We start from the raw sequence: 14,427 nt of genomic DNA on the forward strand, positions 1-14,427 counted from the left end.
CTGGGTTTATAGACACTTCTTTCACCATTACCACTCGGATTGTACCAAGTTAGGTTCGCACTAATCGTTAACTTCTTATTCTTACCGGGATTCCCTTTTTACATATTCGCTTAGGGCATTATTAAAAACGATTTGGTAATAACCATTGCTTCCAAGATTTGCAAGTTCTTCACTACTGTCATTATCAATAACATTCCAATTAGGATTAGCCGACCCTGAATATTGAGGAACTGATTGCTTATAACTTTCTGTATTTCCTGCAGGAACTAGATATCCAACAATCATTCCTTGATAATAAATTGGCGTCTGATTATCTTTATTTACCGCACCATAGCTAAAAACATAAGTATGATTATCAACTGTGGTATAAGGAAGGCCTAAACTAATATCAAGATAATCACCATTCTTAATCTTACTAATCTCGTCAGCAGCCACGGACAATTCTAAATCAAGGTCAGTTGTCCCCCGTTATCCTGTTGCCTTATTTCCAGTAGTTTCAGTAACGTCATGAGTAACAACATTAATTGTTCTGCCAACCTGATCATTAATGGAAGTGGTTGGGGTAACGGTTGCTTGAACGGTCTGCTGAGAATCATTATCCAAAGTAGTCGATTTTGCTGGTGTCTGATCCTGTTTTTGTGTTGTCGAAGTTTCAGTCGGTGCTTGATTATCTTTCAGGGTAACTGAATTAGTCGAGCCTTTTACTGAAGATTTAGTAGTTTGACCAATCTCCTGATTAGCTTCTCCGTCAACAGTATCAGCCTGAGCTTTTGTGGCCATCCCCATTAAAATTGACGTTGATAACAAAACAGAAGCAACCCCTACACTTAACTTCCGCAATCCATAATGCGGAATTAACCGTTCCTGTTTTGTAATTAAGTACTTTTTATTTCTCTTTGAAACCATGTTAATCACTCCACCTATCGGCTAGTTTTCTCTATGTAGTTTTGTAAAAGGCTTATCATAGCTTTACCAAATCACCGTAATTTTAGCCCTTTAAGTTTTTGATAGCAAGATGTCTAATTTTAAATCAATCAAGTGATAATTGGATAAATTGAAAAATTACGATTAAAGGTCTTAATTAATTTTTCATAATTATAATTAATGTCTATTTAAGTGTGTTCTAACTTGCAGTTCAAACAAATTATTCTCTTTATAATAATTTTAAAAATAATAACCAGTTAGCTAATCACTTATCGCCCTTAACTAACCGGTTATTGTTTATTATTTAGTGTTTTTTCCGTAGTTTACGTAACTTCTTAATCCGCTTTTGCTTATCCTTTTTCATCTTCCGTGCCATGTGACTCATCGCCATTTGTCCCATTCGACCACCTGGCATTCCCGGCATTTGACCACCAAACATATTCTGCATTCCATTAAAATTACCATTAGTAACTTGTTTCATCATCTTCCGCATCTGATTAAATTGCTTAATCATTCGGTTAACTTCCACAATTGGCCGGCCAGCCCCAGCAGCTAACCGCCGACGCCGACTTGGGTTCATCAAGTCAGGATTTTCCCGTTCCTCTGGAGTCATGGAGTAAATAATGGCTCGAATGTGATCTAATTGCTTTGGATCAAGGTTCAAATTCTTTAATGCAGGGTTATTGGCCATCCCCGGCATCATTTTAATGATGTTTTCTAATGGACCCATCTTCGTTACTTGGTCCATCTGTGATAAGAAGTCGTTGAAATCAAAAGTATTTTCACGCATCTTATCCATTGTGGCCTGAGCTTGCTCTTCATCGAAATCTTTCTGGGCCTTTTCGATTAGGGTCATCATGTCCCCCATCCCCAGAATTCGTGAAGCCATCCGGTCTGGGTGGAAGACATCAAGATCTTCCATCTTTTCCCCTTCACCGACAAACTTAATTGGCTTTCCGGTAACAGCACGGATTGACATGGCAGCACCACCACGGGTATCACCATCTAGCTTGGTTAATACCACACCAGTAATATCAAGCTTATCATCAAATCCCTGAGCCGTATTGACGGCATTTTGCCCCGTCATGGAGTCAATTACCAGCAAAATTTCATCAGGGTTCACAAGTTGTTTAATGTTTGCCAACTCATCCATCAATTGTTCATCAATTTGCAGACGACCAGCAGTATCAATAATTACATAGTCATTATGATTTTGCTTGGCAACTTCCATCCCTTGGCGAACAATTTCAACCGGATCAACATCAGTTCCCTTTTCAAAAACCGGAACATCAATCTGGTCAGCAACCTGCTTTAACTGAGTAATTGCGGCTGGCCGGTAGACATCGGCAGCGATGAACAGTGGTCGTGCCTTGTCTTCATTCTTCAAACGTAAGGCTAATTTACCAGCAGTGGTCGTTTTACCGGCCCCTTGAAGACCAACCATCATGATAACAGTCGGAATATGGGAAGACTTATTAAGCGGAACTGCTTCTTCACCCATTAATTCAGTTAATTCATCGTTAACAATTTTAACAATTTGTTGGGCTGGATTTAATCCCTTAAGGACTTCCGCACCAGCAGCCTTTTCCCGAACTTTTTTAACGAAATTCTTTACAACGGCAAAGTTAACATCGGCTTCCAATAATGCTAGCCGAATTTCCCGCATTGTTTCACGAAGGTCGGCTTCGGTAACTTTGGGCTTCCGTCGTAGCTTTTCCATCGCCTTTTGAAGACGATCTGTTAATCCTTCAAATGCCATCTTTTATTCTTCCTCCAAATTTTCCAAACGTCCCACAAGGTTGTTTAACTGCCGATCGTTTGGATAATGTTGTTTAACATATTGCTGAATTTCATCAGCTTGCTTATTCCGTGCTTGAAACTCAGCATCTAAATGCAGCTTGGCTTCATATGCTTCTAAGATCTTTTCGGTCCGCTTAATATTATCATACACTGCTTGGCGACTTACGTTGAAATTTTCAGCAATCTCACCAAGTGAAAAATCATCAGCATAGTAAAGCTCAAGATACTGGTTTTGTTTCTCTGTTAAGAGCGGTTGATAAAACTCAAATAGCGAATTAATCCGCTCGTTTTTTTCAATTTCCATCAGCAACTCCTCAACTAATTAACTTCAACCAAATCCTTAAACAGGCCATAAACGAATTCACTAGCATCGAACTTCTGCAGGTCATTAACTTTTTCACCCAAACCTACATACTTCACTGGAAGGTGGAGTTCACTTCGGATGGCTAAGACAATTCCCCCGCGGGCAGTCCCATCAAGCTTAGTTAGGACAATCCCCGTCACATCCGTGCTTTCCTTAAATAATTTAGCCTGGTTCAAAGCATTCTGACCAGTTGTCGCATCCAATACAAGGAGAACTTCATGCGGGGCATCAGGAATTTCACGAGTTAGGATCCGCTTCATCTTGGCTAATTCTTTCATCAAATTAACCTTATTCTGTAACCGTCCCGCAGTATCAACGAATAAGATGTCATAATCCTCTTTTTTTGCCTTTTGGACAGCATCGAATACAACTGCAGCCGGATCACCGTTCTCCGGGCCAGTAACAATATCAACGCCATCACGTTTAGCCCAGACATCAAGTTGCTCGGTAGCCCCTGCACGGAAAGTATCAGCTGCCGCCAAAAGGACTTTCTTCCCCTGGCTCTTAAACAATGCAGCCATCTTCCCAATGGTAGTTGTCTTCCCAGCACCATTAACACCAACAAACATGATCACGGTTGGTCCTTCCTTAGCGAAGTTCAGGTCAGACTTTTCATCTTTTCCTGCCTCGTCATACAGCTCAACCATTTTTTCAATAATAACGTTAGAAACGTCCTGCTTGCTCTTAGCATTCTGGAGTTTGACTTCTTCACGAAGCTCATCGCTAAGTTTCATTGCCATATCGTAACCAACATCGGACTCAATCAGTAAATCTTCAAGATCATCAAAGAAGTCCTCATCAACATGACGGAAATTAGCTAAGAAGCGATTAAGCCGAGCACCAAATCCTGTCCGTGACTTTTCTAGTCCCTGGTCATACTTTGCTGCTGTGCTTTCCTCATCAACCGTTTCGTCAGTATTTACATCTGTTGATTCTTCTGTTTCTTCCTTAACTTCACTTTCCGGTGCAGGAGTTGGCTCTTCAGCTACTTGAGAATTGCTTTCTGCCGTTGAAGTTTCTTCTGGTTCATCATTTTGGCTTGTGACCATTTCCTCCTCAACAGAACTCTCTGCTTCAACATTTTGCTCAGCGGGAGCCGAAGATACTGGAGTTGAACTTTCGGGAACAGCTTCACTTTGAGGTTGCGATTCTACAGTGGCAGAGGAATCCTGCTCAGCATCAGTAGCTGCTTCCTGCACTGCAGATTCACTACTAGCACTTTCTGAAGCTGCTGGTACCTCACTACCGTTCTCTAGCTCCTTAGTTTGCTTTTCTTGACTATCCTCGTGCTTCTTATGCCGACGAAAAATATCAAATAATCCCATAAATTACGCCTTCTTCCTAGTCGTTTGAACTTTCTAAGGTATCAATAACATCAACGGAAACCATCCTGGATACTCCTGACTCCTGCATCGTTACCCCATAAAGGACATTAGCATTCATCATTGTTCCCTTACGGTGAGTAATCACAATGAATTGTGGACCGTCATTTCCAAAATGACTCAGGTAGTTAGCAAAGCGCTGCACATTAACTTCATCAAGTGCTGCCTCAGGTTCATCAAGAATTGCAAATGGTACCGGCCGGACTTTTAGGATTGCAAATAATAGAGTAATTGCGGTCAATGCCTTCTCCCCACCTGAAAGAAGACTCATTCGCTGATTTTTCTTCCCAGGTGGCTGGGCCATAATATCAATTCCCGTTGTTAAAATATCGTGGGGATCCGTTAAGACTAACCGGGCATGACCACCAGCAAATATCTGCTGGAACGTCTGGTCAAATGCAGTTGAAACCTTATTAAACGTTTCGCTAAATCTTGCTTTAACCTGCTCGTCCATTTCAGCCATTGTTTCATTTAATTGATCACGCGAAGCCAATAAATCTGCTTGTTGTGTTGATAAGAAATCGTACCGTTCCTTAACTCGCTTATATTCAGCAATCGCTCCAGTATTGACTTCACCAAGATCAGCTAATCCCCGTTTTAACAACTTCAATTTAATCTTCAGTTGATCATCCGGAAGGTCGCTAACTTTATCTTTTGCCTCACCAATAGTCATTGAATACTGCGAACTCAAATGATTCAGGTAACTATCCAACTGTGATTCATGGCGAATCCGTTGAGCATCAAGCTGGTTTCGTTCATTTGTTGCTGCTGCTAATAAATCACGTAATCGGTTATGACTGTCTTCAGCATTAGCAACCTGCTTACTAAGCGAGTTCAGTTTCTCTTTAGTAGTAACTAACTGTTGTTTAACAGTCGTTAACTGCTGAGTAGCATCCTGCAAAGCTGTTTCATTTGACTCATCGTCTGCATGATCACTATTAATTTGTGAATTAAGCCGATGAATTTGTTGTTCAAGGTGGTCAGCATTAATTTGAAGTGAATTTTTCTCCTGTTGCAGAGCATGCCGGCTACTCTTAAGCTGTTGCAACCGTTCCTGGGCAACTGCAATCCACTGCTCCATCTGATGAAGATGCTGGCTTTGTGCTGACTCGTCACTTTGCAACTGCTTAATTTGTTCCTGGAGTTCACCAGTTCGGTGCTTATTAGCGTCAAACTGCTGTTGAGCATCTTTCAGCTGTTGAGTATTTTGCTGTACTTTTTGCTCATAATCAGCGTGCTGATCATCCTGTTGACCAGATTGAAACTTAAGAGCAGATACCTGACGTTCAATTGTTTGGCGCTGACTTTGCAACACTTGCTGCTGCCCCGTAGCTGAATGAAGTTGTTCGCTTGCTTGGTGCAACTGAGTCTGGAGATCAGTTAACTGCTCATCAATTTTCTTTTGAGTTCCCTGCAATTGGGCAACCCGTTTTTCTAATCGCTTTGCAGTAACCTGCTCTTTATTAAGCGCATTTTGCAACTGATTAGCTAATTGTTTTTGACTAAGCAGACCAATTCGTTGGTGACGATTGGCACCCCCGGTCATTGATCCGCTTGCATTAATTAACTGGCCGTCGAGCGTTACAATCCTGACATAGTGATGACCATACCGAGAAATTTCTGTTGCATGATCAAGATTATCAGCGATAACCGTATTCCCTAGAAGATGTTGCGCAACCACATCGTACTTAGAATCATAATTGATTAATTCGGTTGCCCGACCAACATACCCAGGTAGCGACTGTAACTGGTTAAAAATCGGTGAAGTCTGATGATGCTTTAACGTATCAAGGGGCAAGATGGTTACGCGTCCCGCACGATGACGAACCAAATAATTAATGATCTGCTTAGCAGTTGACTGGTGATCAACTACTAGTTGTTGCAATTGGCTGCCAAGGACTGTCTCAATCGCCGTTGTATATTTTTCTGGAACATCTAACAACTCGTTCACGGCGCCGTCAAGACCCGAAAACTGTTGCCGTTGCTTCAAAACATTTTGAACTCCCTGATAGTATCCAGAGTATTCTTCCTGCATTGAATGATAATTTTTCAGACGTGATTGAAGCGAATGAACATCCCCAAGTGATTGGTACCAAGAACGCTGGGCTTCTTGATGCTGTCGCTGTATGCGTTCCTGCTTCTCCTGCTGGCCTTTTAACTGACCTTGGAGATCGGTAACGTGAACTTGCTGGGCTGTTGCTTCTTGTTTAGCCGTTGCTTCTTGAACTTTAATTTTAGCTAACCGCTCCCGAGCAGCCTGCAGTTCAGCATTGCTTTGCTGCTGCGCGTTGATGGTTTGCTCGTGATTACTCTTCAGAAAAGCTTGCTGGTTTTGCAGAGTTGTAATTTGCTGCATTAAATCAACTTGATTTCCCCGCAATTTTTCTAATTCTTCATTAACATGCTGAATCCGTTGACTACTAGTCATTTGCTTGGCAGCAGTTAATTCTTCCTGGTGGTTAGCAATTTCCTTTTTTTGTGACTGAACCTGCTCATTAGCCTGCGTTAATTTTTTGTCAATCTCTGTTTGCTGCTGTTTCAACTTCTGCAGTTGATCAGCTAATTGTTCCCGTTCCTGCAGCTGCTGCTCACGCTTAATTGAGGACACCGATTGCTGATTTTGCAATTTACCAATCATTTCGGTAGTCGTAAGAATTTTTGCCTGTAGTTGGTCTTTGTTCGTCTGTAGGTTACCTTGTTGTTGCTTTAACTGATTTAATTCTGTAGTTGATTTGGCAAGCTGAGCCGAATAATCACTGACCAGCTTTTGATCATTTGCTAGCTTAGTTTTCAGCTCCGTTAATTCCTTACTAGTTTGCTCATAAAGCCGTACTGTCTGGGTACGATCAAGAAGATCATATTGCCCCTTCTGCTCTAAATAGTCCTCAGCAAGGGCACTTTCGTCAGCCAAAGGTTCAAGCTGGCTCGTTAACTCAGCAATGATATCGTTAACCCGGTTAAGGTTGTCCATAGTTGAGCTGAGCCGTTTTTCGGCAGTATCCTTATTCTTCTTGTATTTTGCAACCCCAGTCACCGCCTCAATAATTGAACGCCGATCAGCTGGTTTACCGTTAAAGATTGCCTCAATTTGTCCCTGAGAAATAATGGAGAAGGATTCCCGACCTAACCCAGAATCAATGAAGAGGTCGGTAATATCTTTTAAGCGAACCTCTTGACCATTAACCAAATACTCACTATCACCATTTCGGTATAATTTCCGGGTAATTGTTAATTCAGTAAAGTCACTAGCAAGGTAATGATCACTATTATCAAAAGTAATTGATACAAGCGCCCGATTAAGCGGCTTCCGGTTACTAGAACCGTTAAAAATAACATCAGCCATTTTATCACCACGAAGCTGATGAGCAGATTGTTCACCCATTACCCAGCGAATTGCTTCGATAATATTACTCTTTCCGCTTCCGTTTGGCCCAACAATTCCTGTCATTCCTGGTTCAAACTTGATTGTTGTCTTCTGAGCAAAGGACTTAAAGCCATCCAATGTTAGAGATAATAACTGCATAGTGCCTACTTACCTTCTTGACGTAGCTTATTAAGTGCTTGACTTGCAGCCTGCATTTCAGCGTGTTTCTTGGAGGAACCAGTCCCCTCACCGATTACCTTTCCATCAGCTGAAACGTTCACTTTGAATTCTGGATCGTTCTCCGTTCCCGATTCCTGAAGAAGGTGATATTCAATATCAACATCACCATCACGCTGTAAGAACTCCTGAAGGCTTGTCTTTGCATCAACTGCATGGTCAAACCAGCCCAGATCAAGCTTAGGAAAGATTACTCGCCGAACAAACTTTTCAACGGCAGGGCGTCCCTGATCCAAGTAAAGAGCTCCAATAAATGATTCAAAAATATCACAAAGCAATCCTGGACGCTGACGAGCACCCGCCATTTCTTCGCCGTGACCCAAACGGATATATTGATCAAAATGACATTCCTTAGCAAATTTAGAGAAACTGTCTTCGCAAACCATCGCAGCCCGCAAACGGGTCAATTTCCCCTGCGGCAGCTCTGGAAAACGCTTATAGATGTATTCAGAAACAATCAATTCCAACACAGCATCGCCAAGAAATTCAATCCGCTCATAAAATTTAAGTCCTTGATGAGGGTGCTCGTTTACGTATGAAGCCTGAGTAAATGCTTCTGCAAGCAAATCGGGATTAGTAAAATGAATATCAAATTCCTTGGCCAGGTAGTCTTGTAAATCCTTAATAGTAAAAACTTCCTTTCTTTTCGTTAAAGATGTGAAAAAAGCCGCGATAAAGTACAAGCCTTCATCGCGGACCTCAAAGAATTATTAATCAGCGGTATGTTCGGCAATGTAGTCAACTACTTCACCAATCGTACTTAACTTTTCAGCATCTTCATCATCAATTTCTTCACCAAACGTATCCTCAAGTTCAAGGACAAATTCAACAAAGTCAATCGAATCAGCGTCTAAATCTGTTTTTAAATTTAATTCATCGGTAATTTTTGCCCGATCAACATCAAAGTGATCAGCCACGATTTCTGAAACCTTATTAAAGATTTCTTGCTTTTTATCTTCAGCCATTGACTGTTACCTCTCTTTATTAGTTCGCTACTATTTTAGGCGTTTTTTGTCTTCTTGTCTACTCATTGTTTTGGTTAAAAAATTTAACGGTTTCATTAATGACACCAGTTCTTAGCATTGTCCGAATCTGACTAATGGTATTTTTAACGGCTATCGCATCTGATGAACCATGCGTCTTAACTACAGGTGCTTTTAAGCCAAGAAGGACAGCACCCCCATAAGTTGAAGCACTCATTTTTTGACCAATCCGGTGAAAGACCGGCTTCAGCATTAGGTAGCCTAACTTAGCACGGATACCACCATTTAGGATACCATCCTTAATCAACGTTAGCATCATTTTAGCGGTTCCTTCAGTGGCCTTCAATGCGGCATTAGCTGTCCAGCCATCGCTGACGATAACATCAGCCTTACCGAATAAGAGGTCACCAGATTCAACATTGCCGATAAAGTTAAGTTCATCTTCTGCATTAAGCAACTGCCAAACATCTTTATGGAGCTTATCGCCCTTATCCTCTTCAGCACCATTATTAAGCAGTGCAATCCGTGGATTAGCAACCCCGAGAACTTTTTCTGCGTAAAATTTACCAAGGTAAGCAAACTGAACAAGATTTTTTTCTTTGCTTTCAGCGTTAGCACCAGTATCAAGGTAAACAAATTTTTGGCGTTTGGATCCCGGCTTAGCAATTGGGAGAATACTGGTTAATCCGGGACGATCGATTCCATGAATTCGTCCAACAATAAAGATTCCCGCAGCCAAAACTGCTCCTGTATTACCAGCAGAAAAGAATGCATCTGCATCCCCTTCTTTAACTGCTTTAGCCGCCCGAACAATTGATGAATCCTTCTTCTTGCGGATTGCCCGAACTGGCTCTTCACCCATCGAAATTTCTTCAGTAGTTTCAATGATATTCAAACGATCCTGGTTAGTAATCACCGCTTTAATTTTAGCTGGATCACCATAGAGATCAAAGGTCAAATCGGGATACAAGTCCCGAGCTTCTTCGACCCCTTCAATAATTGCTTTAGGGGCATTATCACCGCCCATTGCATCTACAGCAATTTTCATTATATAAACCCTCCTAGTCAAAGTGCGTTTCAAGTTGGTTTCGTTTTAAGTAAAGAACTAGTGGCTGATTATCATCCACCTGATCCCAATGGGGTGTTGCTAATAGGTTTGCTGCATCTTCCTTAGCAATTTGTAAAATTTTCAAATCGCCAATCGGGTCGCCAACCTTAAAGTCAGGAAGCCCTGATTGCTTTGCCCCAAGGACATCACCTGCTCCCCGAAGTTCAAGATCCCGTTGTGCAACCTTAAAACCATCAGTTGTGGCAACCATTGTTTTCATTCGTGCCGTCCCTTCATCTGTTTTGGGATCAGCAATTAGCAAACAATAACTTTGCCGTTCACCACGCCCTACTCTACCGCGCAGTTGGTGCAACTGAGCAAGGCCAAAGCGATCAGCGTTATAAATAATCATCACGGTCGCATTAGGATTATCAACACCGACCTCAACAACCGTCGTCGAAACAAGAACCTGGATTTTACCGTCTTGAAAATCTTTCATTACGGTATCTTTTTTTTCCCCATTTAGGCGGCCATGTAAAAGGCCAACCTGATAATCTGGTTGGAAGTAATTAGCTAATCGTTCATAAAGGTCAGTCGCATTTTGAACATCCAATGCTTCTGACTCTTCAATCAGCGGACTGACAACGTAAGCCTGTGCTCCACTAGCTAATTGCTGACGAAGAAACTTTAATGCGTCATTGCTTTGCTTATCTTTTAGCCAGCGTGTTTCAATCGGTTTTCTTCCCGCTGGTAATTTGTCAATTACTGACACATCCATTTCACCATATGAAGTAATCGCTAATGTCCGTGGAATTGGCGTTGCTGTCATGGCAAGGACATCCGGGTGTTCACCCTTTTCCCGTAATTGTTGACGTTGGTTAACACCAAACCGGTGCTGTTCATCCGTGATTACTAAGCCAAGATTAGCATACTCTACGTCCGATTGAATCAATGCATGCGTTCCAATTATTAAGTTGATGTCGCCCTTTTTTATCGCGCCAACTAATTCACGATGTTGTTTAGCGGTCAGTGAACCAGTAAGTAAGCCAACATGAACATGAGTCCCTGCAAAGACTTTGGCTAATTTTTCTGCATGCTGGGTTGCCAAAATTTCAGTTGGCGCCATTAGAGCTGCCTGATAGCCTGCACTGATTGTTGCATAAATGGCAATTGCAGCAACAATCGTCTTTCCAGAACCGACATCTCCCTGAAGAAGGCGATTCATCTGAATTGGTTGTCGTAAATCACGACAGATTTCATTGACGACCTTCTTTTGCGCATTTGTAAGTTCAAACGGGAGCTGAGAAATAAATTCTTTTAATTCGTCATTATGGTACAAGATTCGTGTACCATCTTCTTGACGGTGTGCTCGTCTGATCGCTTGCAGACGCAATTGAAATAAGAAGAACTCCTCATATGTCGCAGTTCGTCGTGCTGCTTTAGCAATCATTTGACTTCCTGGGAAGTGAAGATCCTTAATCATTTCACGGCGATCTAACAAACGATATTTTTGGCGAAGAAAGGTGGGGAGTAATGTTGGGATAACCCGCTGATAATCTTCATACGCTTGACGGATTAACGATCTCAAGGTACTTTGCCGAAGATGTTTATTTGTGGGATAGATGGCGCCAAATTCATTCTCTGGAGTCCCCGTTGCCGTTACTAATTTAGTCCCGGTTACCTGTTGACGACTAGCATCCCACTTTCCCATTACGGTTACCTGTCGATCTAACTCTACTTGCTTTTTCAGATATGGTTGGTTAAAAAACGTGGCCATGACAACTTGTTGACCCACTTGCAACCGAAAACTTAGCCGATTTCGACGGTAACCAAACCGGCTAAATAAGGGCTCAGAAACAATCTTTCCCTTAATAGTTACCCGTTGCTTGTCCTTAACCGTACTTAAATCGTTTGGTGTAAAGTCATCATACCTTGTCGGGTAGTATGTCAATAAATCTTCAATCGTATCGATATTTAAAGTTGCTAAATCAGCCACCCGTTTAGGGCCAACTCCTTTTAATACCGAAACTGGATCCTGAAGACTTTTCATCATCCTCCCTCCTCACTGTAAAAAGAGTTGGATGGACATCAGTTGACTGGTGTTCTGCATCCAACTCCTTAACTTATATTATTCAACGGAAATCAAATATGGATATACTGGTTGGCCACCTTCATAAATTTCGGTTTCCAACTCATCGTCCATTTCTTCAACAGCTGCCTTAATTTCTTCAGCCGTCTTTTTATCGCCGTCTTGACCATACAGAATTGTCACAATTTCACTGTCTTCATCAAGCATTTGTTTAACCATCTTGATAGCAGCTTTCTTAAGGTCTGGATCGGTATCAACAATCTTCCCATCAACAATTCCCATAAAGTCATCTTTTTTTATTGTTTGCCCATCAATTTCGGTATCCCGAATAGCATTAGTAACCTCACCACTCTTAACTGTGGAAAGGTTGGCTTCCATGTTTGATTGGTTATCTTCTAATGATGCTTCTGGATTATATTCAAGAAGTGCGGTCATTGCTTGTGGAATTGTCTTACTGTGAACCACAACAGTTGGAATATCTGCAATGTCAGCAGCCTGTTCTGCTGCCATAAAGATATTGCCGTTATTTGGCAAAACAATTGCTTGCTTAGCACCACTATTATTGATTGCATCCGCAATATCTTGAATGCTTGGATTCATTGTTTGACCGCCCTTAATAACGTGGGTTACTCCAAGGCTCTTTAACAATTTAGCAATTCCATCACCAGACGTAACCGCAATCACAGCAGTTTCTGGCTTAGGCTTAGATGCTTCACGAGCTTTGTCAATTGGTGTTTCTGAGCGTTCCGCTTCTTCTTCATCGTGTTCCATAATCTCTTCTTGTTGCCAAACCATGTTATGAATTTCGATGGTTTGAAGATCACCAAACTGTTGACCCCATGATAAAACTTCACCAGGGTGTTCAGTATGAACATGGACCCGAACAACAGAATCATCGTTTAAGACAAGGAGACTGTCACCTATTTTGGCAAGGTAATTATAAAAAGTATCATAATCGAACTTTTGCTTAACCTGTTTTCCTTTACCAATCCGCACAAGCATTTGCGTACAATAAGTGTATTGAATGTCTTCTGGATTCAGTTTCCCCTGGACGCTCTTGTGGTCCATTGCCTTAACCATTTCGTCAACTTCGGCGTTATCGGGCTTATAGCTGTCATCCTTATCAACCTTACCACTTAAGGCTTCATCAAAAGCCTGAAGGACAAATACAAGCCCCTGACCACCGGAATCAACAACCCCGACCTGCTTAAGAACGGGCAGTAATTCAGGGGTCTTCTTAAGAGCAACCGTTGATGCTTCATAAATTGCATGCATAACCTCAATAATATCGTCGGTTTGCTTAGCTTTCTCTAATCCAGCCTGTGCTGATTCACGGACAACGGTTAAAATTGTCCCTTCAGTTGGCTTCATGACAGCTTTATACGCAACCTTAGCACCATTGCCGTAAGCCTCAGCAAAATCATGAGCATCAAGAACTGTTTTTCCTTCTGCCCCTTTAGCAAAGCCACGGAAAATTTGTGAAAGGATCACTCCGGAATTCCCACGGGCACCCATTAACAATCCCTTAGCTAAGGCAGCAGCTAAATCGCCAACCTTCGTGCTGTTTGCGTTGCGCTCGTACTTAGCACCACTAGCCATTGAAGATGTCATGTTTGTCCCCGTATCACCGTCAGGAACAGGGAAAACATTCAGTGAATTGATAAATTCGGCATTCTTGCTCAGCTTACTAGCAGCAGCTTGAACCATTTTGCCAAATTCAAGATTCGTAATTTCAGTTACAGCCAATTATCTTTCCTCCTAGTAACGCAAATTAATCATCAAGTGAGCGAACACCTTGAACACAAACATTAACTGAGTTTGCTGTAATGCCAAGCATTGATTCAAGGTTGTACTTTACCTTTGATTGAACACTCTTTGATACTTCTGAGATCTTAGTACCATAACCGACGATGATATTCACATCAATGGCAACACCGTTATCTTGTTGACGAACAACAACCCCGCGACTAAAGTTTTCGCGACGCAGGATTTGGTTAACACCATCGCGAAGTGGATTGCGCGATGCCATTCCCACTACACCATAGTTATCAGTAGCAGCGCCACCAACAACTGCTGAAATTACGTCATTATCGATATCGATCATTCCAGATTGTGTTTTAATTTTAACCGCCATCATATGGCCTCCTTATATTGGTCAATCAATGCCCTATTATATAAGACAAGCATTGATTAGCAATCATACTGTGTAAAAACTCATACTAATAATACCATAGCA

General features: G+C 41.7%; 12 protein-coding genes. All 12 read right to left on the minus strand.

The annotated features are described in order from the left end of the window. Window positions 1–81: 81 nt before the first annotated feature. On the minus strand, window positions 82–435 hold the full coding sequence (locus N4627_RS05900) for a hypothetical protein (RefSeq protein WP_124031905.1): 354 nt from the start codon (window positions 433–435) through the stop codon (window positions 82–84). Window positions 436–468: 33 nt separating this feature from the next. After that, window positions 469–906: an MSCRAMM family adhesin SdrC gene (locus N4627_RS05905; RefSeq protein WP_260964252.1), complete on the minus strand. Its 438-nt coding sequence runs from the start codon at window positions 904–906 to the stop codon at window positions 469–471. Between the two features lie 322 nt (window positions 907–1,228). Next, entirely contained in the window at window positions 1,229–2,683 is a 1,455-nt protein-coding gene (ffh, locus tag N4627_RS05910) for a signal recognition particle protein (protein WP_191336786.1), read from the minus strand. A gap of 3 nt (window positions 2,684–2,686) precedes the next feature. Next, a complete protein-coding gene (locus N4627_RS05915; RefSeq protein ID WP_098045010.1) occupies window positions 2,687–3,028 on the minus strand; it encodes a putative DNA-binding protein in 342 nt (113 codons plus the stop codon). Between the two features lie 14 nt (window positions 3,029–3,042). After that, entirely contained in the window at window positions 3,043–4,413 is a 1,371-nt protein-coding gene (gene ftsY, locus N4627_RS05920; RefSeq protein WP_191336787.1) for a signal recognition particle-docking protein FtsY, read from the minus strand. Window positions 4,414–4,429: 16 nt separating this feature from the next. Further along, a complete protein-coding gene (gene smc / locus N4627_RS05925) occupies window positions 4,430–7,993 on the minus strand; it encodes a chromosome segregation protein SMC (RefSeq protein WP_260964257.1) in 3,564 nt (1,187 codons plus the stop codon). 5 nt (window positions 7,994–7,998) lie between these two features. Next, the gene (rnc, locus tag N4627_RS05930) at window positions 7,999–8,697 is read right to left on the minus strand and encodes a ribonuclease III (protein ID WP_098045057.1); all 699 of its coding nucleotides are present in this window, start codon (window positions 8,695–8,697) and stop codon (window positions 7,999–8,001) included. 84 nt (window positions 8,698–8,781) lie between these two features. Next, window positions 8,782–9,036: an acyl carrier protein gene (gene acpP / locus N4627_RS05935; RefSeq protein WP_003717350.1), complete on the minus strand. Its 255-nt coding sequence runs from the start codon at window positions 9,034–9,036 to the stop codon at window positions 8,782–8,784. 58 nt (window positions 9,037–9,094) lie between these two features. Beyond that, window positions 9,095–10,102 (minus strand): phosphate acyltransferase PlsX, encoded by a 1,008-nt coding sequence (gene plsX, locus N4627_RS05940; RefSeq protein WP_098045013.1) that lies wholly within the window; start codon window positions 10,100–10,102, stop codon window positions 9,095–9,097. Between the two features lie 13 nt (window positions 10,103–10,115). After that, entirely contained in the window at window positions 10,116–12,152 is a 2,037-nt protein-coding gene (gene recG / locus N4627_RS05945) for an ATP-dependent DNA helicase RecG (RefSeq protein ID WP_260965083.1), read from the minus strand. 78 nt (window positions 12,153–12,230) lie between these two features. After that, a complete protein-coding gene (locus tag N4627_RS05950; RefSeq protein ID WP_124031902.1) occupies window positions 12,231–13,937 on the minus strand; it encodes a DAK2 domain-containing protein in 1,707 nt (568 codons plus the stop codon). A 25-nt stretch (window positions 13,938–13,962) separates the two neighbouring features. After that, entirely contained in the window at window positions 13,963–14,325 is a 363-nt protein-coding gene (locus N4627_RS05955) for an Asp23/Gls24 family envelope stress response protein (RefSeq protein ID WP_040531417.1), read from the minus strand. Window positions 14,326–14,427 lie beyond the last annotated feature (102 nt).

This window comes from Limosilactobacillus vaginalis (genome assembly GCF_025311515.1).
Taxonomy (GTDB): domain Bacteria; phylum Bacillota; class Bacilli; order Lactobacillales; family Lactobacillaceae; genus Limosilactobacillus; species Limosilactobacillus vaginalis.

Excerpts from the sequence above, each read along its gene's own strand:
- acpP (WP_003717350.1), bottom strand. The coding sequence starts at position 9,036 with ATGGCTGAAGATAAAAAGCAAGAAATCTTTAATAAGGTTTCAGAAATC.
- N4627_RS05915 (WP_098045010.1), bottom strand. The coding sequence starts at position 3,028 with ATGGAAATTGAAAAAAACGAGCGGATTAATTCGCTATTTGAGTTTTAT.
- plsX (WP_098045013.1), bottom strand. The coding sequence starts at position 10,102 with ATGAAAATTGCTGTAGATGCAATGGGCGGTGATAATGCCCCTAAAGCA.
- smc (WP_260964257.1), bottom strand. The coding sequence starts at position 7,993 with ATGCAGTTATTATCTCTAACATTGGATGGCTTTAAGTCCTTTGCTCAG.
- ffh (WP_191336786.1), bottom strand. The coding sequence starts at position 2,683 with ATGGCATTTGAAGGATTAACAGATCGTCTTCAAAAGGCGATGGAAAAG.
- N4627_RS05955 (WP_040531417.1), bottom strand. The coding sequence starts at position 14,325 with ATGGCGGTTAAAATTAAAACACAATCTGGAATGATCGATATCGATAAT.
- N4627_RS05905 (WP_260964252.1), bottom strand. The coding sequence starts at position 906 with ATGGTTTCAAAGAGAAATAAAAAGTACTTAATTACAAAACAGGAACGG.
- ftsY (WP_191336787.1), bottom strand. The coding sequence starts at position 4,413 with ATGGGATTATTTGATATTTTTCGTCGGCATAAGAAGCACGAGGATAGT.
- recG (WP_260965083.1), bottom strand. The coding sequence starts at position 12,152 with ATGAAAAGTCTTCAGGATCCAGTTTCGGTATTAAAAGGAGTTGGCCCT.